18 protein-coding genes are annotated in these 20,449 nt (G+C 72.1%); 12 read left to right on the top strand and 6 right to left on the bottom strand.

The window, feature by feature from the left end:
* Position 1 precedes the first annotated feature (1 nt).
* From AAT21_RS00315 to AAT21_RS00345, 7 genes are all read left to right on the top strand, one after another.
* Positions 2–538 (top strand): hypothetical protein, encoded by a 537-nt coding sequence (locus tag AAT21_RS00315; protein ID WP_157879606.1) that lies wholly within the window; start codon positions 2–4, stop codon positions 536–538.
* A 282-nt stretch (positions 539–820) separates the two neighbouring features.
* Positions 821–2,278: an MFS transporter gene (locus AAT21_RS00320; RefSeq protein WP_046774731.1), complete on the top strand. Its 1,458-nt coding sequence runs from the start codon at positions 821–823 to the stop codon at positions 2,276–2,278.
* Between the two features lie 32 nt (positions 2,279–2,310).
* Entirely contained in the window at positions 2,311–2,508 is a 198-nt protein-coding gene (locus AAT21_RS00325) for an Arc family DNA-binding protein (protein WP_037923309.1), read from the top strand.
* Positions 2,508–2,876, top strand: a complete 369-nt coding sequence (locus AAT21_RS00330; RefSeq protein ID WP_037923310.1) for a type II toxin-antitoxin system death-on-curing family toxin — start codon at positions 2,508–2,510, stop codon at positions 2,874–2,876. Before AAT21_RS00325 ends, AAT21_RS00330 begins: the two co-directional genes overlap by 1 nt.
* Positions 2,877–3,007: 131 nt before the next feature.
* Complete coding sequence (locus AAT21_RS00335; protein WP_046774732.1) at positions 3,008–4,792, top strand: DEAD/DEAH box helicase; 1,785 nt, start codon at positions 3,008–3,010, stop codon at positions 4,790–4,792.
* 402 nt (positions 4,793–5,194) lie between these two features.
* Positions 5,195–5,836, top strand: a complete 642-nt coding sequence (locus AAT21_RS00340) for an IclR family transcriptional regulator (RefSeq protein ID WP_030662724.1) — start codon at positions 5,195–5,197, stop codon at positions 5,834–5,836.
* A 200-nt stretch (positions 5,837–6,036) separates the two neighbouring features.
* Positions 6,037–6,834: a S16 family serine protease gene (locus AAT21_RS00345; RefSeq protein ID WP_107081167.1), complete on the top strand. Its 798-nt coding sequence runs from the start codon at positions 6,037–6,039 to the stop codon at positions 6,832–6,834.
* Here AAT21_RS00345 and AAT21_RS00350 read toward each other — a convergent pair.
* From AAT21_RS00350 to AAT21_RS00360, 3 genes are all read right to left on the bottom strand, one after another.
* A complete protein-coding gene (locus AAT21_RS00350) occupies positions 6,764–8,107 on the bottom strand; it encodes an MFS transporter (RefSeq protein WP_046774733.1) in 1,344 nt (447 codons plus the stop codon). The genes AAT21_RS00345 and AAT21_RS00350 overlap by 71 nt on opposite strands.
* Positions 8,108–8,165: 58 nt before the next feature.
* A complete protein-coding gene (locus tag AAT21_RS00355) occupies positions 8,166–8,816 on the bottom strand; it encodes a helix-turn-helix domain-containing protein (RefSeq protein ID WP_079025364.1) in 651 nt (216 codons plus the stop codon).
* 78 nt (positions 8,817–8,894) lie between these two features.
* The gene (locus AAT21_RS00360) at positions 8,895–9,377 is read right to left on the bottom strand and encodes an Lrp/AsnC family transcriptional regulator (RefSeq protein ID WP_046774734.1); all 483 of its coding nucleotides are present in this window, start codon (positions 9,375–9,377) and stop codon (positions 8,895–8,897) included.
* 141 nt (positions 9,378–9,518) lie between these two features.
* Between AAT21_RS00360 and hppD the strand changes: the two genes are divergently transcribed.
* Complete coding sequence (hppD, locus tag AAT21_RS00365) at positions 9,519–10,673, top strand: 4-hydroxyphenylpyruvate dioxygenase (RefSeq protein ID WP_030962788.1); 1,155 nt, start codon at positions 9,519–9,521, stop codon at positions 10,671–10,673.
* 182 nt (positions 10,674–10,855) lie between these two features.
* On the opposite strand, the gene AAT21_RS00370 is transcribed toward hppD, so the two are convergent.
* Entirely contained in the window at positions 10,856–12,358 is a 1,503-nt protein-coding gene (locus AAT21_RS00370; protein WP_235438633.1) for a tetratricopeptide repeat protein, read from the bottom strand.
* A 96-nt stretch (positions 12,359–12,454) separates the two neighbouring features.
* Here AAT21_RS00370 and AAT21_RS00375 point away from each other — a divergent pair, with 96 nt between their 5' ends.
* Entirely contained in the window at positions 12,455–13,846 is a 1,392-nt protein-coding gene (locus tag AAT21_RS00375; protein ID WP_046774735.1) for an FAD-binding oxidoreductase, read from the top strand.
* A 293-nt stretch (positions 13,847–14,139) separates the two neighbouring features.
* Here AAT21_RS00375 and AAT21_RS00380 read toward each other — a convergent pair whose 3' ends face one another.
* Positions 14,140–14,619, bottom strand: coding sequence for an SsgA family sporulation/cell division regulator (locus AAT21_RS00380; protein ID WP_046774736.1), 480 nt, complete (start codon positions 14,617–14,619; stop codon positions 14,140–14,142).
* A gap of 257 nt (positions 14,620–14,876) precedes the next feature.
* Between AAT21_RS00380 and AAT21_RS00385 the strand changes: the two genes are divergently transcribed.
* Positions 14,877–16,409 (top strand): RDD family protein, encoded by a 1,533-nt coding sequence (locus tag AAT21_RS00385; protein WP_046774737.1) that lies wholly within the window; start codon positions 14,877–14,879, stop codon positions 16,407–16,409.
* A gap of 78 nt (positions 16,410–16,487) precedes the next feature.
* Positions 16,488–17,228 carry an RDD family protein gene (locus AAT21_RS00390; protein ID WP_046774738.1) on the top strand — a complete coding sequence of 247 codons (741 nt, stop codon included), beginning with the start codon at positions 16,488–16,490 and terminating at the stop codon, positions 17,226–17,228.
* An 82-nt stretch (positions 17,229–17,310) separates the two neighbouring features.
* On the opposite strand, the gene AAT21_RS00395 is transcribed toward AAT21_RS00390, so the two are convergent.
* Positions 17,311–17,607, bottom strand: a complete 297-nt coding sequence (locus AAT21_RS00395; protein WP_046774739.1) for a hypothetical protein — start codon at positions 17,605–17,607, stop codon at positions 17,311–17,313.
* A 474-nt stretch (positions 17,608–18,081) separates the two neighbouring features.
* On the opposite strand from AAT21_RS00395, the gene AAT21_RS00400 reads away from it, so the two are divergent.
* Entirely contained in the window at positions 18,082–20,439 is a 2,358-nt protein-coding gene (locus AAT21_RS00400) for an immune inhibitor A domain-containing protein (protein ID WP_046775473.1), read from the top strand.
* Positions 20,440–20,449 lie beyond the last annotated feature (10 nt).

Consider the following 20,449-nt stretch of genomic DNA (forward strand, 5'->3'; position numbering starts at 1 on the left):
GATGCGCACCCCCCGCCCGGTTGTCGCCCTTGCCATGGGAACGGCACTGCTGACCGGCTGCTCGGCCGGCAAGGAGTCGGCCGCTCCTGAGCTGCCCTCGTCCACCTGCTTCGGCGTGTTCACTCCGGCCGAGCTCGCTCCGTTCATGGGTACCGGGGATGAGGTCCGAGTCGATTCCCCGCCCGACCTCAGTCTGAACGTGAGCCGGACCAAAGCCATCTGCACCATCGATGTCGACGGTAAGCCCCGCCTGACCGCCACGGCGCAGCGCAGACCTGCGGGGCAGGAGGTCACCTGGGGCTCCGAGGTGGAGAAGCACCGCCCCGACGTGCTGCCCTACGCGGACCAGAGCCGGCTGTGGGACAGCGGGTCGGCCGTCGTCGTCCCTTGCAAGGCGCCTGAGGGGGACTTCGACCTGGTGCTGTTCATCGATGCCGTACCGGACGGGCTGAAGCAGGAAGAGCGGCGCCCCGCGTTCGCCGCCCTGATGAAGAAATTCATGGAGTCGGCGCGGCAGCAGACGGGCTGCGGCGCGTAGCGCAGCGCCACGGAAGAGACCGAGCCCGCCCGGTGGTGCGCCTGCCCCCGGGCGGGCTTAGCCCCGTGCCGTGGCCGGGAAGACCGGGCACACGGCCGTGGTGATGTCCCCGACCGTACGCGGGCGGCCACGGGCCCGGGAAGGAGACGGTCAGGGCTGCAACAGGGTTGGCATGCCGCGTTCACGAGTGCGTGGGCGCGGTGGTCCTAGGACCCGGGGCCGACGTCGGGATCCGTCGAACGGACAGGGTCGAAACCGGGCTGTGCACCTTACGCTGGGGCGATGAGCGCCCTCGAACCCCGCGTGCCGCAGAGAACCGCACCCCTCCCGCCCCCGCCCGGGGGCGGGGTCATGGGGCCCGCGTACCGGACGCTCAGCATCGGGATCATCTCCGTCGTCTTCCTCATCGCCTTCGAGGCGACCGCCGTCGGCACGGCCATGCCCGTCGCCGCCCGTGAGCTCGACGGGATCGGGCTCTACGCCTTCGCCTTCTCCGCCTACTTCACGACCAGCCTCTTCGGCATGGTCCTGGCCGGGCAGTGGGCCGACCGGCAGGGGCCGCTCAGGCCGCTGGCCGTCGGGATCGCCGCCTTCGCCTCCGGGCTCGTGGTCTCCGGGACCGCCGGTGCCATGTGGGTGTTCGTCTGCGGCCGCGCCGTGCAGGGCCTCGGCGGCGGGCTGGTCATCGTCGCGCTGTACGTCGTCGTCAGCCGGGCCTACGAGGAACGGCTGCGGCCCGCGATCATGGCCGCCTTCGCCGCCAGCTGGGTCGTGCCCTCCATCGTCGGGCCGCTGGCCTCCGGCACGGTCACCGAGCACCTCGGCTGGCGGTGGGTGTTCCTCGGCATACCCGCGCTCGTCGTCGTACCGCTCGTCATCGCGCTGCCCGCCATACGCCGGACCGCCTCCGGTCCGGTGGACGGCGAGCCCCGCGCCTTCGACCGGCGGCGCATCCGGCTGGCGCTGGGGATCTCCGTCGGCGCGGGCCTGCTCCAGTACGCCGCCCAGGACCTGCGGTGGCTCTCGCTGCTGCCGGGCATCGCCGGCGCGGCCCTGCTGGTGCCCGCCGTGCTCGGGCTGCTGCCCCGCGGGACGTACCTGGCCCGGCGCGGGCTGCCGTCGGTCGTGCTGCTGCGCGGGGTCGCCGCGGGGTCGTTCATCGCGGCCGAGAGCTTCGTACCGCTGATGCTGGTCACCCAGCGGGGGCTGAGCCCGACCATGGCCGGCTTCTCCCTCGCGCTGGGCGGGCTGACCTGGGCCGGCGGCTCGTGGGTGCAGTCGCAGGGGCGCACGGCCCCCTACCGGCAGCGGCTGATGGTGATCGGCATGGTGCTGGTGGCGCTGGCCATCGCCGCGGCGCCCGCCGTGCTCATCGAGTCCGTCCCCGTATGGACGCTGGCACTGGCCTGGGCCGTGGGATGCCTCGGGATGGGCCTGGTGATCGGCTCCACGAGCGTGCTGCTGCTGAAGCTGTCCCCGCCGCAGGAGGCCGGCGCCAACTCCGCCGCCCTGCAGATCTCCGACGCCCTCGCGAACGTCGTCCTGCTGGCCGCCGGAGGGGCCGCCTTCGCCGCACTCGGCGGCGGCGCGGTCGGCGCCGCGCACGCGGTGACCGCAGGCGGGGCGGGCGGCGCCTCGCACCCCGTCGCCTTCGCCGTGGTGTTCCTGCCGATGGCGTGCGTGGCGCTGGTCGGGGCGTGGGTCGCGACCCGGCTGGAGCCGGCTCCCGAATCCGCGTGACACCGCGTGGTACCGCGAGGTACCGTCATTCCATGGCTGGTCTCAACGTCAGATTCACCGAAGAAGAGCTGGACGCCCTGCGTGAGCGCGCCGAGGCGGAGGGCCGGAGCATGCAGTCCTTCGCGCACGACGCGGTCATCAAGGCCATAAACGAACACTCCCGACTGTTCAACGAGGCGGCGGAGCATGTGCTGAAGGCGAGCGCAGAGCTGAACCGGAGGCTTGCCTGATGCACTACCTCACGCTTCCCGAGCTACTCAACCTCGCGGAGCGTCTCGGAGCGGACGAAGTGCGCGACTACGGTCTCCTCGACTCGGCACTGGCGCGCCCGCAAGCGAGTGTGTTCGGCCAGGACGCCTACCCGGACATCTGGCAGAAGGCAGCGGCTCTGATGGAATCGCTGGCTCGCAACCACGGGCTGGTAGACGGGAACAAGCGCATCGCCTGGTACGCGACCTGGGTCTTCCTCCACATGAACGGGCATCCGCTCGACCCCGAGTTCGACGTGGACGAAGCCGAGCAGTTCGTGCTGGACGTGTGCCAGGGGGCCCTCGACGTACCCAAGATCGCTGCGCAGCTGCCGAGGTTCGCGCGCTGAGGCAGGCGATGTGACGCTCGCCGCACCGCCCGAGGTCACGGGCCTGTCCCTCCGCGAGGGGCGGGCCCGCCCCGGTAAGGTGGCCCGGTTGTCCTACGTACGACCGCCGCCGAGAGCACGAACCGGAGACCGTGACTACTACCGCCTCCCACCACCTCTCACCTGCCTTCCCCGGCCGTGCCCCGTGGGGCACCGCCAGCAAGCTGCGTGCCTGGCAGCAGGGAGCGCTGGACCGCTATATCCAGAACCAGCCCCGGGACTTCCTCGCCGTCGCGACCCCCGGCGCAGGCAAGACCACCTTCGCCCTGACCCTCGCCTCCTGGCTGCTGCACCACCACGTGGTGCAGCAGGTGACCGTCGTCGCGCCCACCGAGCACCTGAAGAAGCAGTGGGCGGAGGCGGCGGCCCGGATAGGCATCCGGCTGGACCCCGAGTACTCCGCCGGCCCGCTCAGCAAGGACTACCACGGCGTCGCCGTCACCTACGCCGGTGTCGGCGTACGTCCCATGCTCCACCGCAACCGCTGCGAGCAGCGCAAGACCCTGGTGATCCTCGACGAGATCCACCACGCCGGCGACTCGAAGTCCTGGGGCGAGGCCTGCCTGGAGGCGTTCGACCCGGCGACCCGGCGGCTCGCGCTGACCGGTACGCCCTTCCGGTCCGACACCAACCCCATCCCGTTCGTCACCTACGAAGAGGGCAACGACGGGATCCGGCGGTCCTCCGCCGACTACACCTACGGCTACGGCAACGCGCTCGGCGACGGCGTCGTCCGGCCGGTCATCTTCCTCTCCTACAGCGGCAACATGCGCTGGCGGACCAAGGCCGGCGACGAGATCGCGGCGCGGCTCGGCGAGCCGATGACCAAGGACGCCATCTCGCAGGCCTGGCGCACCGCCCTGGACCCGCGCGGCGACTGGATGCCCAACGTGCTGCGCGCCGCCGACCAGCGCCTCACGGAGGTCCGCAAGGGCATCCCGGACGCGGGCGGCCTCGTCATCGCCTCCGATCAGGACTCGGCGCGCGCGTACGCCAAGCTCATCCGGGAGATCACCGGGACGAAGCCGACCCTGGTGCTCTCCGACGACACCGGGGCGTCGAAGAACATCGACACCTTCAGCGCGAACCAGGACCGCTGGATGGTCGCGGTCCGCATGGTGTCCGAGGGCGTCGACGTACCGCGCCTCGCGGTCGGCGTGTACGCGACCACGATCTCCACCCCGCTGTTCTTCGCCCAGGCCGTCGGACGTTTCGTGCGTTCGCGCAGGCGCGGCGAGACGGCCTCCGTGTTCCTTCCGACCATCCCCTACCTCCTCGGCTTCGCCAACGAGATGGAGGTCGAGCGCGACCACGTGCTCGACAAGCCGAAGAAGCAGGGCGAGGAGGACCCGTACGCCGAGTCCGAGAAGGAGATGGACGAGGCGAACCGGCAGGAGGACGAGGACACCGGCGAGGACGAGCAGATGTCCTTCGAGGCGCTGGAGTCCGACGCCGTCTTCGACCGCGTGCTCTACGACGGGGCCGAGTTCGGCATGCAGGCGCACCCGGGCAGCGAGGAGGAGCAGGACTACCTCGGCATCCCCGGCCTGCTGGAGCCCGACCAGGTGCAGATGCTGCTGCAGAAGCGGCAGTCCCGGCAGATCGCGCACAGCCGGCGCAAGCCGGACACCGAGGCGGACCTGCTGGAGCTGCCCGCCGACCGACGGCCCGTGGTTTCCCACAAGGAACTGCTGGAGCTGCGCAAGTCGCTCAACACGATGGTGGGCGCGTATGTCCACCAGAGCGGGAAGCCGCACGGGGTGATCCACACGGAGCTGCGCCGCGTCTGCGGCGGGCCGCCGAGCGCGGAGGCGACGGCGGGGCAGATCCGCGAGCGCATCAAGAAGGTCCAGGAGTGGGCCACCCGTATGCGGTGAGTGCCAGGAGCGCCCGGAGTGTCGTGTGTGCGGCGAGTGCCGTATGTGCGGTGGGTTCGGTGGGTTCGCCCAGAATGGAGGACGGGGTCCGTGCGGAGGTTCGCACGGACCCCGTCCCCGTTCCGTCGTTTCCGCATCCGTGCGAATCGTTGTCACGAAACGACACTTGAGCCGATCAGGAAACGGCACAAACAGGTAGCACGCGCCCGGATTCTGGACGAGCCCTTCCGCTGAGCGGACCTGCTCGCTACATTCCCCGCATCGAACGCACCGTGGCAGCGCCGCCGCGGGAGCGCAGCCGGTGCAATGGCCGCTACCGGCGGCCTCTCCTGTGCGCCGCCGTGGGACCGGCGCGCGCCACCCCGAGAGTCACCGCCGCTCACCGAAAGAGGGAGAGGCGTCGTGACCGCGGAAACCTCCCAGACGCTCGACAGAGGGCTCAGGGTCCTCAAACTGCTCGCCGACACCGACCACGGTCTGACCGTCACCGAGCTCTCCAACCGCCTCGGCGTCAACCGCACGGTCGTCTACCGGCTCCTCGCCACGCTCGAACAGCACGCCCTGGTCCGCCGTGACCTAGGCGGCCGGGCGCGGGTCGGGCTCGGGGTGCTGCGGCTGGGCCGGCAGGTCCACCCCCTCGTACGCGAGGCGGCCCTGCCCGCGCTGCGCTCCCTGGCCGAGGACATAGGCGCCACCGCGCACCTGACCCTCGTCGACGGCACCGAGGCGCTCGCCGTCGCCGTCGTGGAGCCGACCTGGACGGACTACCACGTGGCCTACCGGGCCGGCTTCCGTCACCCGCTGGACCGGGGCGCGGCAGGGCGGGCCATTCTGGCCGCCCGTCAGGGCTCCCTCATCGAGCCGGGGTACACGCTGACCCACGGCGAACTCGAAGCGGGTGCCAGTGGGGCCGCGGCGCCGCTGGTGGGCATCAGCGGGCTGGAGGGGAGCGTCGGCGTGGTCATGCTCGCCGACGCCGTGCCGGAGCGGGTGGGGCCGCGGGTGGTGGATGCGGCGCGGGAGGTCGCCGACGCCCTTCGCTAGGCCGCGGGCTGGGCGGACACCGCCGGGTGCGGGTTCGCTGCCGGGTGCGTCGCCGTTGCGGGGGCGCTGCCCCCGGCCCCCGCGCCTCAATCGCCGGCGGGGCTGAATGAGCGGGGCTCCGCCCCGGGCCCCGCGCCTCAAGCTCCGGCGGGGCTGGATGGTGCGTGGGGCTGGTGGGGTCGGGCGGATAGATTGGGCGGGTGCTTCCTCGTCTGACTCGTCTGCCGCGTCCTGCCGCCCTGGCCGTCTGTGCCGTGCCCGTGCTCGGGCTGTTCGCCGCGGCGGCCTTCGCGCCGCTGCCCTTCGTGGTCGCCGTACCCGGGCTCACGGCCGACGTGCTGGGGTCCGACCAGGGCAAGCCCGTCATCACCGTCTCCGGGGCGCCGGTCCGGGACACCAAGGGGCAGCTGCGGATGACCACCATCCGGGCCACCGGGCCGTCCTCGACGATGACGCTGCCCGAGCTCGTCGGCCACTGGTTCAAGACCGATCAGGCGGTCATGCCGCGGGAGGCGGTCTATTCGTCCGGCGGCAGCGACGAGGAGATCGAGAAGCACAATCTGGAGGAAATGGCCAGGTCGCAGTCGGCCGCCGCCGACGCCGCCCTCGGCTTCCTGCACAAGGACCCCAAGGACGTGAAGGTCGACCTCAACCTCGCCGACGTCGGCGGCCCGAGCGCCGGGCTCCTCTTCTCCCTCGGCATCATCGACAAGCTCGACGGCGACGGCAGCGGCGGCGACCTCACCGGCGGACGCAGCATCGCCGGCACGGGCACCATCACCGCCGACGGCAAGGTCGGCGCCGTCGGCGGTGTGGCTCTGAAGACGCAGGCCGCGCGGCGGGACGGGGCCAGCGTGTTCCTCGTACCGAGGGACGAGTGCGGGGACGCGCAGTCGGAGCTGCCCGAGGGGCTGCAGCTCGTTCCGGTCACTTCGCTGACGGATGCGGTGAACGCTCTTCGCGCGCTGAACCGGGGAGAGCCCGCCCCGTCCTGCTGACGTCCGGGTCCCGCTCCCGGTCCATCCCGCGCCACGCCGGGAAGACCATCGGCGCGAGCGTCGTGAGCAGGTACGTGCCGCCGAAGAGCAGCAGCGCCGTGCCCACCCCCAGGCCGCCCGTGAGCAGGCCCGCCGCCAGGCCGCCCATCGGCATGGTCAGCTCGCAGCCCGCCGTGGTCACCCCCGCGACCCGGCTGCGCAGTTCCTCCGGGACCCGCTCGTACATGACCGTGGACAGGATCGGGTTCAGCATGCCCGCGCCCAGGCCGGCCAGCGCCATCGTCACCGCGAGCGGCAGCGTCGTGTCGGTGAGGGCGGCCACCACGTACCGGGTCGCGCCGGAGAGCAGGAAGGCCGCAGCGAACACCGCGCGGCGCGGGAACCGCTCGCCCCACATCCCGTAGAGCAGGGCGCCCAGCAGGGCGAAGCCGCCGAAGAGGGAGATCATCAGGCCGATCGTGGTGGCGCCGCCGAGGACGTCCCGGCCGTGCACGGGCAGCAGGACCGAGGACCAGCCCTGGTCCAGGCCGTTGGTCATCATGACCATCACCGTGATGCCCAGCAGCAGCCGGGAGCGGGTCAGGAAGGCCCAGCCCTCGGCGAGTTCGGCGCGGTAGGCGGTGAACGAGACCTTGCCCGCGGCCCGTTGCGGCTCGGCGGCGGGGACCCCGCGCAGGAACGCGAGGACGAGCAGCGCCGAGATGCCGAAGGTGGCCGCGTCCAGCAGCAGGACGGTCTCGGCGCCGAACGCCGCGATCAGTACGCCGGCCACCGCGGCCCCGATCATCCGCGCCCCGCGCGAGACCGCGTCGTAGAGACTGGCGGCCCGCGTGAGGGTGGTACCGGCGTGCTCGGCGAGGTCGGGCAGGAGCACGCCCCGGGCGGTCAGCCCGGGGGTGTGCACGAGGCCGCCGACGGCCATCAGCGCGCACAGCATCCAGAACTCCAGCACGCCCAGGTGGTGCAGCAGCGGGATCGCGCCGACGGACAGGCCGCAGATCAGGTCGGAGGCGGCGGAGACCCGCCGACGGCCGAGCCGGTCGATGACCGGTCCGCCGACCAGGGCGGCCACGATGACGGGCAGGGTGGCGCAGAAGGCGACGACCCCGGCCCGGCCGGCGCTGCCCGTGGTCTGCAGCACGAACCACGGGACGCCGATCAGGGTGAGTGAACTGCCGGCGATGGAGACGGTGTTGGCGGCCAGGACGGCGACCAGCGGGCGCCGGCCCGCGGGGCGTAAGGCCTGGCTGCGGGCACGGTCGGCGCAGGGCACGGCGAACTCCTTCGGTGCGGTGGCGGTAGCGCGGTGCGGCAGGGGCCGCGCGCGGCTGTTACTCGGACGCGGAGCGCGGGAGGACGTGCGTGTGGATGCGGATGGTCCGGGTGTCCTGCGCCTCGGGCAGGTCCCGGTAGCTGTTGACCACGTCGTGCAGCCGGCCGATCAGTTCCTCGCTCTGCGCCGGCGTCAGGCGCAGGGTGAAGTCGCTGAGGTCGGCGCCGGGTTCCCAGCGGCCCAGCCGGGTCTGCGCCTCGGAGATCCAGGCGGAGACCTCCTGGCTGTGGTTCGTGGCGACCGCCTGCAGGAAGACGCCGGCCGCGCTGCTCGTGGCCGGGTCGGCGTCGTGGATCAGCGAGCCGTCGAAGCCGGTGCCCTCGTGCGCGGCCCGCCACCAGCGTTCCCGGCCCTTGCCGTGTCCGACCGCGTCCTCGACGAAGCCGTGCGCGGCGAGCTGCCGCAGGTGGTAGCTGGTGGATCCGCTGGACTCCCCGAAGCGATCGGCGAGTTGGGAGGCGGTGGCGGGGCCCTTCCGGCGCAGGTCGGCCAGCAGCTGCATCCGCAGCGGGTGGGCGAGGCCGCGCAGGGCGCGGGCGTCGAGCATGCGGAGGGTGGGCTCCACTGGCTCCCGCCCCGCGGGGGGCGTGTGCTCGGGACCGCTCTCGCGGCGGCTCTCGGGACGGCTCTGGCGGCGGCTCTCGGGCATGCCTCGACCCTAGAGATGCAAAGAGTTCTCTGCAAGGGTTTCTTTGCAGAGAACTCTTTGCAGAGAAACCCGTCCGCGTCACTGGGCCCGGTTGTCGTCCTCGGCGGCCTGCGCCACCAGCGGGATGATCCGGAAGGGCACCGGGTTCTCCATCACGATCGCCGTCGAGGCCCGGACGATCCCGTCGAAGCCGACGACGCGGTCGATCACCCGCTGGAGATCGGCGTTCGAGCGGGCCACCAGCCGGCACAGCATGTCGCCGTGCCCGGTGGTGGTGTGCAGCTCCAGCACCTCCGGGACCCCGTCCAGGTGCGCCCGTACGTCGGCCCCCTGCCCCTGCTTGATCTCCAGCGTGGCGAACGCGGTCACCGGATACCCGAGCGCGGTCGGGTCGACCTGCGGGCCGAACCCGCGGATGACCCCGCTGGACTGCAGCCGGTCCAGGCGCGCCTGCACCGTCCCGCGGGCCACGCCCAGCCGGCGCGAGGCCTCCAGCACCCCTATCCGGGGCTCGCGGGCCAGCAGGACGATGAGCCGGCCGTCGAGTTCGTCGATGCCCATGGACGCCTCCGGGTGCCCACGCGTGCCCGTGGGTGGTCATAGTGCACAGATGTTTCAGCCATCCTCTGACATTGCTGTGCAGTTTGTACAGTCATTCAGGAAACTATTGCGCAGCTTGTGGATCGGCGGGACTCTGCGCTCATGACTGAGTCTCTGGCGAACCTCGAAACCACCCCGCACACCGCGCGTGAGGCCGACCCCTTCCCGGTGAAGGGCATGGACGCGGTCGTCTTCGCCGTCGGCAACGCCAAGCAGGCCGCGCACTACTACTCGACCGCCTTCGGCATGAAGCTCGTCGCCTACTCCGGCCCGGAGAACGGCAGCCGCGAGACGGCCAGCTACGTGCTGACCAACGGCTCCGCCCGCTTCGTGCTGACCTCGGTCATCAAGGCGACGACCGACCACGGCCGCTTCCTCGCCGAGCACGTCACCGAGCACGGCGACGGCGTCATCGACCTCGCCATCGAGGTCCCCGACGTCCGCGCGGCCTACGCGTACGCCGTCGAGCAGGGCGCCCGCGGCCTGGACGAGCCGTACGAGGTCAAGGACGAGCACGGCACGGTCGTGCTGGCCGCCATCGCGACGTACGGCCAGACCCGCCACACGCTGGTGGAGCGCGGCGACTACACCGGCCCCTACCTGCCGGGCTACGTGGCCGTCGAGCCGATGGTCGAGGGCCCGGCCAAGCGCACCTTCCAGGCCATCGACCACTGCGTCGGCAACGTGGAACTCGGCCGGATGAACGAGTGGGTCGCCTTCTACAACAAGGTCATGGGCTTCACGAACATGAAGGAGTTCGTGGGCGACGACATCGCGACCGAGTACTCGGCGCTGATGTCCAAGGTGGTCGCGGACGGCACCAAGAAGGTCAAGTTCCCGATCAACGAGCCGGCGATCGCGAAGAAGAAGTCGCAGATCGACGAGTACCTGGAGTTCTACAACGGCCCCGGCGTCCAGCACATCGCCCTGGCCTCGAACGACATCGTCTCCACGGTCCGCTCGATGCGCGCGGCGGGCGTGCAGTTCCTGTCCGTCCCGGACACCTACTACGACACCCTCGGCGAGTGGGTCGGCGACACCCGCGTGCCGATCGACGAGCTGCGCGAGCTGAAGATCCTCGCCGACCGCGACGAGGACGGCTACCTGCTGCAGATCTTCACCAAGCCGGTGCAGGACCGCCCGACCGTCTTCTTCGAGATCATCGAGCGCCACGGCTCGATGGGCTTCGGCAAGGGCAACTTCAAGGCGCTGTTCGAGGCCATCGAGCGCGAGCAGGAGAAGCGCGGCAACCTCTGAGGCCGCACGCGTGCCTTCAGGCCCCCGGCCCCGGCCGGGGGCCTCGGGCTGCCGTCGGCCCGGTGCGTGTACGGATACGCCGCCGCGTGGTGCCCTCCGGAGGGGAGTGGGCCGGCGCGGCGCCCGCCCACGCGCCGGGCCGCACGCGCGGCCCTTCGGCTGTGACCGCCTGGCCGGGTTCGTCAGCGGCGGGACGGTGACGGGGACGGTGACGGGGACGGCTTCGGCGTGGGGTTCGGCTTCGGGAGTTCCGGCTCGACCCATGGCGTGACCGGCTGCAGGTGCTCCGGGCCGCCCGGCGGCGGCTGTCCGATCGACGCCAGCGCCTCCTTCGCCAGCGGCCCCCGCACCGGCGAGAAGTGCGGGTTCGTCCGCAGCGCCTCCTGCAGGTGCCGCCGCGCCCCCGCCTCGTCACCGAGCGCCCGCTCGATCATCGCCCGGTGGTAGGCGAAGTCCGCACTGCGAAGCCCCGGCTCCGTCGCCTTCTTCGCGTACTCCAGGGCCGCCGTGTGGTCGCCCGCCCGGTGCAGCGCCCACCCCAGCGCGTCCGCGACCTGCATGCTCTTGTGCCGCTCCCACTCCTGCGACAGCCGCCGCACCGCCGCCGCCGGATCCCCGTGGTCCGCCTCGTACAGGCCCAGGACCACGTCGTCGTCCACCCCGTTCGCACCGTCCCGGGCCGCCAGCGTCGCCACCGCGGCGTACTGCTCGCGCGCCTCCTGCACCCGCCCCAGCGACTCCAGCAGCTCACCCAGCTCCCGCGCCAGCTGCGGCACCGGGGTCCGCCCCAGCGCCATCCGGTAGTCCCGCACCGCCTCCCCGCCGCGCCCCAGCGCCCCCAGCGCCCGGGCCCGGCCCGCCCGGGCCTCCCCCTGCGCCGGATCCGTCCGCAGCGCCCCCTCGTACTGCCGCAGCGCCTCCGCCGCGTCGCCCCGCTCCCAGGACAGCTCCCCGAGCCGGAACAACGCGTACGCCTTCTCCGCAGGGGACTGCGCCGAGGCCGCCGCCGACTCCATCGACACCACCGCGTCCTCGCGCCAGCCGCGGTCCCGGTACACCTGCGAGGCCCGGACGTGCGCCGCCAGCCCCGGCCGCAGCTCCAGCAGCAGCTCCATCGCCTTCTGGGCGCCCTTGTAGTCGCCGAGCCCCGTGTACGCGTCCACCAGCACCGGGTACGCCGTCCACCGCTTCGGCGACTGCGCCCGTACCAGCTCGCCCCACTTCCTGGCCGTCCCGAAGTCCCGCCGGGCATTGGCCAGCGCGCCCATGCCCGTCATGGCCTCGAAGTTGCCCTTCTCCGCCGGACGCACCTCCAGCGACCGCTTCAGCGCCTTCTCCGCCTTCGGGTACCAGGCCGGATCCGCGGTCCGCCGCGCCTGTTCGAGATAGGCGGAGCCCAGGACCGCCCACGACGCTTCGTCGTCGGCGTGCGCCGCGACCCACTTCTCCCGGTCCGCCACCAGCGCCACCACGTCCGTCGCCGAGGCCGGCGCACCCATGCCCACCGCCGAAGCGGCGCGTTCGCTCGGCCCCGGCGGGCGCGCGTCGTCACCGGTCCGGGCCGGCCGGATCAACAGGGCCCCGGCGATCAGGACCACCGCCACCCCGGCGGCCACGAGCGTCTTGCGGCCGGTGAAGGTCACGGGCGGCGCCGGCGTCTGCGAATCCTCGTCGATACGGTCCATGGGGTCACTGTGCGTCAATATGAAGAGCGCGCCGAGGTGTCCGAAGACGTGCGCGGGCGTGTTCACACCGATGGCCCCGGCTGCCACGCTGGCCCCATGGATGATGTCCTCTCCGACCTGTCCGCACGTCTGCGCGCGAGCCTCCTCGAAGGGCTCCCCGCCGAGGCCCTCCTCACCGACCCCCAGGTGACCGCCTCCTACGCCACCGACATGGCCAGCTTCTGCGCCGCCGGCACCCCGGCGGTCGTCGTCCTGCCCCGGACCGTCGAACAGGTCCAGCACGTCATGCGCACCGCCACCGCCCTACGGATCCCCGTGGTCCCGCAGGGCGCCCGGACGGGCCTGTCGGGCGGCGCCAACGCCTCCGACGGCTGCATCGTGCTGTCCCTGGTCAAGATGGACCGGATCCTGGAGATCAGCACCGTCGACCGGATCGCCGTCGTCGAACCGGGCGTCGTCAACGCCGTCCTCTCCCGGGCCGTCGCCGAACGGGGCCTGTACTACCCGCCCGACCCCTCCAGCTGGGAACAGTGCACCATCGGCGGCAACATCGGCACCGCCTCGGGCGGCCTGTGCTGCGTCAAGTACGGCGTCACCGCAGAGTACGTACTCGGCCTCGACGTCGTCCTCGCGGACGGGCGGCTGCTGCGCACCGGCCGGCGCACCGCCAAGGGTGTCGCCGGATACGACCTCACCCGGCTCTTCGTCGGCTCCGAGGGCAGCCTCGGCGTCGTCGTCCAGGCCGTCCTCGCCCTCAAACCGGCGCCGCCCCGGCAGCTGGTCCTGGCCGCGGAGTTCCCCTCCGTGGCCGCCGCCTGCGAGGCGGTCTGCGCCGTCATGGAGGCGGGGCTGACCCCCTCGCTGCTGGAGCTGATGGACCGTACGACCGTCCACGCCGTCAACGCCCTCGCCAGGATGGGGCTGCCCGAGGCCACCGAGGCCCTGCTGCTCGCCGCCTTCGACACTCCGCACGCCCCCGAGGACCTCGCCGCCGTGGCGGAGCTGTGCACCGCCGCCGGAGCCACCGCCGTCGTGCCCGCCGAGGACCAGGCGGAGTCGGAACTGCTGCTCCAGGCCCGCCGGACGGCCTTCCCCGCGCTGGAGGCCCTCCGGCCCGCCACAATGATCGACGACGTGTGCGTGCCGCGCTCGCGGCTCGGCGAGATGCTCGACGGGACCGCCGCCATCGCCCGCGCCCAGAACCTGCTCATCGGTGTCTGCGCGCACGCCGGGGACGGCAACACCCACCCGATCGTCTGCTTCGACCCCGCCGACGAGGACGAGACGCGGCGGGCCCGCGAGTCCTTCGGCGAGATCATGGCGCTCGGGCTCTCCCTCGGCGGGACCATCACCGGCGAACACGGCGTGGGCGTCCTGAAGAAGGAATGGCTCGCGCGTGAACTCGGTCCGGTCGGAATGGAGATGCAGCGCGCCGTCAAGCAGGCTTTCGATCCACTGGGGATCCTCAACCCGGGCAAGCTCTTCTGAGACCCGGGCGAGTTCCTCCGAGACGCGGGCCAGTACCTCCGGAGTCAGGGCGAGTTCCTCCGCGGTCCGGGCGAACTCCTCCGCTACCGGGGCGAACTCCGCGGGTAGCGGTGCGAGTTCCCCCGGTATCCAGGTGAGCTCCTCCGGGACCCGTACGGGCTCCTCCGGGCCCCGCGCGTGCTCTTCGGGGACGCGGGCCGGCTCTTCCGGCCGTATGAGGCGGAGGTGCCCGCCGGGCCGGCGGCGGCCGCCCGGTCTGCTGCGCCCGCCCGGGGTCCGGGGACCGTGCGTCATCACAGGTCCCCGTCCGCCGACTCGTCCGACGGCCACGGGTCGCGCAGCCACAGGTCGTCGGCCGGGGTCGGCGTGAGCAGCTCGGCCAGCGCCGCCTCCAGGCCGAGCCGCTCGGACTCGCTGCCGGGCGGCACGACGCGCAGGGTCCGCTCCAGCCAGGCCGACACGGCGAGGGAGGGCGCCTCCAGGAGGGCGTCCCCGTCGGGGGAGCTGAGCGCCATGCAGAGCACCGCCTCGTTGTCCACCTTCGTGGGCCAGATCCGGACGTCGCCGTGACCGCACGGACGGAACACCCCCTCGACGAGCAGTTCGCGCGCGAAGGTCCAGTGGACCGGGGTGCTGGAGCCGGTGTGGAAGGTGATGTGGACGGCGTACGGGTCTTCCGTGAGGTAGAGCAGGCGCGCCGGGACGGGGATGCTGCGCTCTGGGGAAAGGACCAGCTTCAGTTCCAGCTCGCGCTCGATGACGGGGTGGTGCATGACGGCCTCACTTCGGTCGGTGCGTGGGGCCTGATGGCACCCCACACCCGCGGAGAGCTCCGGTGGGCCCGGGTATGACGCGACTTTCGACGACGAGAGCAAGATTGGCCGAATCCTGTCGGCTGACCGAAAACCACCGTAGGGAGTGACGTTCGCTCAATGGCTTGGATTCTCCCGTTACCGGACCTCTCGGGCCACGGTTCTTGGCTATGGTCCTCCCCTTGCACAAGCCTCAAGCCACGATCGGAGTTGGGGACATGACGGCCTCCCCTGGTGACGGCGAGCACGCGGCCCGCGAGGGCTACTACCCGGATCCGTCCATCCCGGGGTACATCAGGTACTGGAACGGCGCGGCCTGGGTCCCCGGCACGAGCCGCCCTGCCCCGGCGGCGCCAGCACCCGTCCCCACGCCCGTCCCCGCGCCCGTCCCCGCGCCCGTCCCCGCGCCCGTCCCTGTGCCCGCCGCCGCTCCTGTCCGCCCGCTCCCCACCCCGGCTCCCGTCGCCGCGCCCGCCGTCCCGCGCGCCGAGGAGACGGGGCCGGTGTTCCTGGACGAGACCTCCATGACCGAGGCGCTGCCGGAACCCGGCCCCGGCCCCGGCCCTGGGCCGGAGCCCGCGGCCGGGCAGGCGCCGGCTCCCGTCTGGCAGGCCGACCCCGCGCACCAGGCCGGCTTCGGCGGGCCGCGCGACCGCCGGGTCTCGTGGGGCAGCCCGAAGGAAGCGGAGGCGGAACCGGAGCCCGCGCCCCGCGCCGTGGCCGCTCCCGCTCCGGCGCCCGCTCCGGGCACGGAGCCGACCCCGGACCCCGGGAAGCCCCCGGCCCGGCCCGCGGGGATCTCCCTGGCCCGTACGCCGTCCGACGCGGCCGCGCCCGCGCGGCTCCCCGCGCAGTCCTCCCCGGGCATCCTGTCGGCGCGCTCCCCGGCCGCGCAGGCCCCCGCGGCCCCCGCCGCCCCTGCATGGCCCGACGCCCCCGGAGCGGGCGGCACCGGCCCCACCGGGGTCACCTCCTCCTGGCCCGAGGCGACCCCCGCACCCGCACCCGCCCCCACCCCCGCACCCACACCCACACCCGCACCCACATCTGGTCCCGGGCGCGCGGCCGCGCCCGCCGCCGCACGCCCCGAGGTGTGGGAGCCCCGGCCCGCCGGGGTCCGCCCGAAGGTTCCGCCGCCCGCCGCGGACACCGCCCGCGCGGAGCCGGAGCCGGCGCCCGCTGCCGGGGGACGGGAGCCGCGCGTCCCGGAGGAGGCCCGTGCGGGTGGCCGTACCGACCGAGCCGCCACCTCCAGAGCCGTGTTCGAGCGGATGGCCGAACGGGCCGTGCGCCCGGCCGGGCTGATGCGCCGGCTCCTCGCCCGGACCCTGGACTCCCTCGTGTCCGTCGCCGTCGCCGCCGCGGTCGCCCTGCCCCTCCTGCCCGGGGCCGAGGCCCATGTCCGGGCCAAGGTGGACGCCGCCCGGGCGAGCGGCCGCACCACCACCGTCTGGCTGCTCGATTCGACCATCGCCGGCAGCCTCGGCGTGGTCCTCGGGGCCGTCCTCCTCTTCGGCGTCCTCTACGAGGTGCTGCCCACCGCCCGCTGGGGGCGCACCCCGGGCAAGAAGCTCCTGGGCGTCCGGGTGCTGGCCACCGCGACCCTGCGCCCGCCGTCCTTCGGCGCGGCCCTGCGCCGCTGGCTCGTGTACGCCTTCCTGGGCCTGCCCGGCAGCCTGTGGTGCCTCGTGAACCGACCCCGCCGACAGGCCTGGCACGACAAGGCCGCCGGTACGTACGTGGCCCGTTAGCGGGCCCTGGGGGTGTGTTCCGCCCCGAACGGACGCGGTCCCGTTGCGGGGGAGCCCGACCCGGGTTCGACTCGGGCCATGAGTACCGACCAGCCGCCGCCGGGCCAGCCGCCCGAGGAGGACCCGTTCCTCAAGAAGCCCCAGGAGCCGACGCCCCCGGCGAGCGGTTCGCCGTACGGGCCGCCGCCCCCCGGAAGCGGCGGCCCGCCCCCTCCGCCCCCGGGAGGCCCGGGCTCCGGCGGCGGTGGGGGATACCCGCCCCCTCCGCCCCCGTACGGCGGCGGAGGCGACCCGTACGGCGGCAGCGGCGGCTACGGCATGCCCGACCCGCTCGCCGGCATGCCCCCGCTCGCCGACTTCGGCAAGCGGCTCGCCGCGCGCATCATCGACGTGGTGATCGTCGCCGTCCCGCTGTTCCTCATCCAGCTGGCCTTCGGCACGAACCGCTACACGGTCGAGACCGACCGGGGCGAGGACGTCAGCGAGGTCTTCACCAAGTCGTACAGCGGCAGCGGGCTGCTGATGACCCTGATCTCGATCGTCGCGTACCTCGGCTACGACTGGTGGTTCACCAAGAAGGACGGCCGCACGGTCGGCAAGAAGGCGATGGGCCTGCGCGTCGCCATGCTCAACGACGGCACCGTGCCGGAGTCCGGCGCGGCCCTGACCCGGGCCGCCGTGCTCTGGCTGCCGACGCTGATCTGCTGCTTCTGCCTGTGGCCCATCGCGCTGATCATCTCGATCCTGGTCGACAAGCCCTACAAGCAGGGCCTGCACGACAAGGCCGCCAAGACCGTGGTGGTCCAGGCGGCGACCTAGCCGCACGCAGGCGAGCGACGCGGGCGGCCTCCCCCCGAGGGAGGCCGCCCGCGTCGCGTCGTGCCCGCGCCGGGGCGAAGGATCAGTGGTGGACGGGGTGTTCGGCCGAGGCCGTCCGCGGTTCGGGCGCTCGCGCGCCCGGCGCCGCCTCCGCGGCGGACGCGGCCGGCGCGGAGGCCCCCGCACGCGCCGCGTGGCGGCCGCGGCGCTTCGGAACGGGCACGGTGAGGGCGACGAGCAGGCCCAGGGCGAGCGCGGCGGCGGAGATGACCGCAACGCCGAGCCCGGTGCTCGTCTGCGAGAGCAGCAGCATGGCGATCGTCGACACGATGACCGTGGCGGACCCGTACGCGAGCTGTGCGGCAGTCGGACGCGGCATGGCGATATCCGTCCTCGGTGAGGGGAGGGGGAGTCGGCTCAACCAACTTCGCGCGTCAAGTGACTCCATGACGGGATGCCCGGGGCGAGCCGCCGGTAAGCGTGACCTAACACACGGTGCCGGAGCACAGGGGGCGCACGGGGTCACATTTCACGCCCCGCAGGGGGGAGAAAGGGGACGGTACGGACCCGATACAGGGTCGGGAAGGGCCCTTCGCCCCGTATGGCAGCGGAACGTCCGGATAGCGGAACTCCCTGACCGCATAGTGCAGTTGTAAGGTTCAAGTCAAGGTCTGTCTTTTCTTGCGTCTCTCCGGTCAAATGTCGTCACTTGAGACGCGCGCCGCGCGGAACCCCCCGCTCCTATGGAGAAGTTCCGAACTCAGACGCTGCGGCCGCGGGAGGGGAACGACATCAAGTGACCAGCAATTCCGCCCGACGGCGTGCGATCCGCGCTGCCGCCGTCACCGTGACCATGGCCGCCTGCGCGACCAGTGCGACCTTCTTCACCGTCACCGCGGCCCAGGCCGAGGGCAAGGCCACGGCCGCCCCGGTGGCCGACCGGCAGGACCCGACCACTCCTGCCAAGGTCGTCGAGCACGACCTCAAGGGCCCGTTCAGCGAGCAGCAGGCGCAGCAGCGCAAGGCCGCTCTGGACCAGGTGCTCCAGGGCAAGAAGGGCGTCGAGCAGCGCGGCGCCTCCAAGGTCGTCAAGCTGGACGACAAGAAGTACGTCGAGCTCGGCCGCGAGAAGACCGACAAGATCTTCACGATCCTCGTCGAGTTCGGTGACCAGGTCGACAGCACGACCATGCACGACCCGGACGGCCCCGGCCCGAAGCCGGCCGTTCCGAAGTACGGCGGCACCCCCGGTCCGCTGCACAACACGATCGCCGAGCCCGACCGTGCCAAGGACAACAGCACGGCCTGGCGCAAGGACTTCAGCCGTCAGTACTTCCAGGACCTGTACTTCGCCACCGGTGAGGGCAAGCACTCCCTGAAGACGTACTACGAGAAGACCTCCTCGGGCCGCTACTCGGTCGAGGGCGAGGTCTCCGACTGGGTCAAGGTCCCGTACAACGAGGCCCGTTACGGCTCGAACTTCTGCGGCCAGAGCAACTGCTCCAACGTCTGGGACACCGTCAAGGACGGCGTCACGGCGTGGGTCGAGGCCCAGAAGAAGGCCGGGAAGACCGACGCCGAGATCAAGGCGAAGCTGGCCCAGTACGACGTCTGGGACCGCTACGACTTCGACGGCGACGGCAACTTCAACGAGCCCGACGGCTACATCGACCACTTCCAGATCGTCCACGCGGGCGAGGACGAGTCGGCCGGCGGCGGCGTGCAGGGCCCCGACGCCCTGTGGGCGCACCGCTGGTACGCCTACGGCACCTCCGCGGGCAAGACCGGCCCGGCCAACAACAAGGCCGGCGGCACCCAGATCGGCGACTCCGGCATCTGGGTCGGCGACTACACGATGCAGCCCGAGAACGGCGGCCTCGGCGTCTTCGCCCACGAGTACGGCCACGACCTGGGCCTGCCCGACCTCTACGACACCTCCGGTGGCGGCGAGAACGGCGTCGGCTTCTGGTCCCTGATGTCGGCCGGCTCCTGGCTCGGCACCGGCAAGGACTCCATAGGCGACATGCCGGGCGACATGACCGCCTGGGACAAGCTCCAGCTGGGCTGGCTGAACTACGACACGGCCAAGGCCGCGACGAAGTCCACCCACAAGCTCGGTGTGGCGGAGTTCAACACCAAGGACAAGCAGGCCCTGGTCGTCGAGCTGCCGAAGAAGAAGGTCCAGACGGACGTCGTCGCGCCCGCCGAGGGCTCCACCCAGTGGTGGAGCGGCATGGGTGACGACCTCAAGAACACCCTCACCCGCTCCGTCGACCTGACGGGCAAGTCCTCCGCCGCCCTGTCCCTCAAGGGCTGGTGGGACATCGAGGCCGACTACGACTACCTCTACACCGAGGTGTCCACGGACGGCGGTGCCAACTGGACCGCCCTCGCCGGCACCGCCGACGGCACGGCCATCCCGGTCGACGCCGCCGGCAGCCCGTCGCTCACCGGCGTCTCGGGTGCCTGGAAGAACCTGAACTTCTCGCTCGACGCCTACGCGGGCAAGAAGGTCGACCTCCGCTTCCGCTACCAGACGGACGGCGGCGCGGGCGGCAAGGGCTTCACGGGCGACGCCCTCACCATCACCGCGGACGGCTCCGCGCTGTTCACCGACGGCGCCGAGAACGGCGACAACGGCTGGACCGGCAAGGGCTTCTCGCGCATCGGCGCCAGCTTCACCAAGGAGTACGCGCAGTACTACCTGGCCGAGAACCGCCGCTACGTCAGTTACGACTCCACCCTCAAGGTGGGCCCGTACAACTTCGGCTTCGGCAACACCCGTCCGGACTGGGTCGAGCACTACCCGTACCAGGACGGTCTGCTGATCTGGCAGTGGGACACCAGCCAGAAGGACAACAACACCAGCCAGCACCCGGGCCAGGGTCTGATCCTCCCGATCGACGCCAACGCCAAGCCCATGAAGTGGGCCGACGGCACCCTGCTGCGCAACAAGATCCAGCCGTACGACGCCACCTTCAGCGCGTACTCGACGGATGCCTTCACGCTGCACAAGAACGGCGAGTCGCTCTTCCTGAAGCCGAAGCCCGCGAACCTGGTCTTCGACGACCGCAACCCGGGCAAGTACTACTCCGACGAGAACCCGACCGGATCGGTGAAGGTCACTGACACCAACACCAAGATCAAGATCCTGAAGGAGACCTACGACGGTGAGGTCATGACCGTCGAGGTGGGTCCCTCGAAGAAGTAATTCGGTAAAA

It is taken from the genome of Streptomyces yangpuensis (genome assembly GCF_001005295.1).
In the GTDB taxonomy this organism is placed as follows: Bacteria; Actinomycetota; Actinomycetes; order Streptomycetales; family Streptomycetaceae; genus Streptomyces; species Streptomyces yangpuensis.

Bases quoted from the DNA above. Each gene is read 5' to 3' on its own strand.
- AAT21_RS00385 (WP_046774737.1), top strand. From the start codon at position 14,877: ATGACGGCCTCCCCTGGTGACGGCGAGCACGCGGCCCGCGAGGGCTAC.
- hppD (WP_030962788.1), top strand. From the start codon at position 9,519: ATGACTGAGTCTCTGGCGAACCTCGAAACCACCCCGCACACCGCGCGT.
- AAT21_RS00355 (WP_079025364.1), bottom strand. From the start codon at position 8,816: ATGCCCGAGAGCCGCCGCCAGAGCCGTCCCGAGAGCCGCCGCGAGAGC.
- AAT21_RS00390 (WP_046774738.1), top strand. From the start codon at position 16,488: ATGAGTACCGACCAGCCGCCGCCGGGCCAGCCGCCCGAGGAGGACCCG.
- AAT21_RS00360 (WP_046774734.1), bottom strand. From the start codon at position 9,377: ATGGGCATCGACGAACTCGACGGCCGGCTCATCGTCCTGCTGGCCCGC.
- AAT21_RS00400 (WP_046775473.1), top strand. From the start codon at position 18,082: ATGGCCGCCTGCGCGACCAGTGCGACCTTCTTCACCGTCACCGCGGCC.
- AAT21_RS00330 (WP_037923310.1), top strand. From the start codon at position 2,508: ATGCACTACCTCACGCTTCCCGAGCTACTCAACCTCGCGGAGCGTCTC.
- AAT21_RS00375 (WP_046774735.1), top strand. From the start codon at position 12,455: ATGGATGATGTCCTCTCCGACCTGTCCGCACGTCTGCGCGCGAGCCTC.
- AAT21_RS00315 (WP_157879606.1), top strand. From the start codon at position 2: ATGCGCACCCCCCGCCCGGTTGTCGCCCTTGCCATGGGAACGGCACTG.
- AAT21_RS00395 (WP_046774739.1), bottom strand. From the start codon at position 17,607: ATGCCGCGTCCGACTGCCGCACAGCTCGCGTACGGGTCCGCCACGGTC.
- AAT21_RS00370 (WP_235438633.1), bottom strand. From the start codon at position 12,358: ATGGACCGTATCGACGAGGATTCGCAGACGCCGGCGCCGCCCGTGACC.
- AAT21_RS00320 (WP_046774731.1), top strand. From the start codon at position 821: ATGAGCGCCCTCGAACCCCGCGTGCCGCAGAGAACCGCACCCCTCCCG.
- AAT21_RS00325 (WP_037923309.1), top strand. From the start codon at position 2,311: ATGGCTGGTCTCAACGTCAGATTCACCGAAGAAGAGCTGGACGCCCTG.
- AAT21_RS00380 (WP_046774736.1), bottom strand. From the start codon at position 14,619: ATGCACCACCCCGTCATCGAGCGCGAGCTGGAACTGAAGCTGGTCCTT.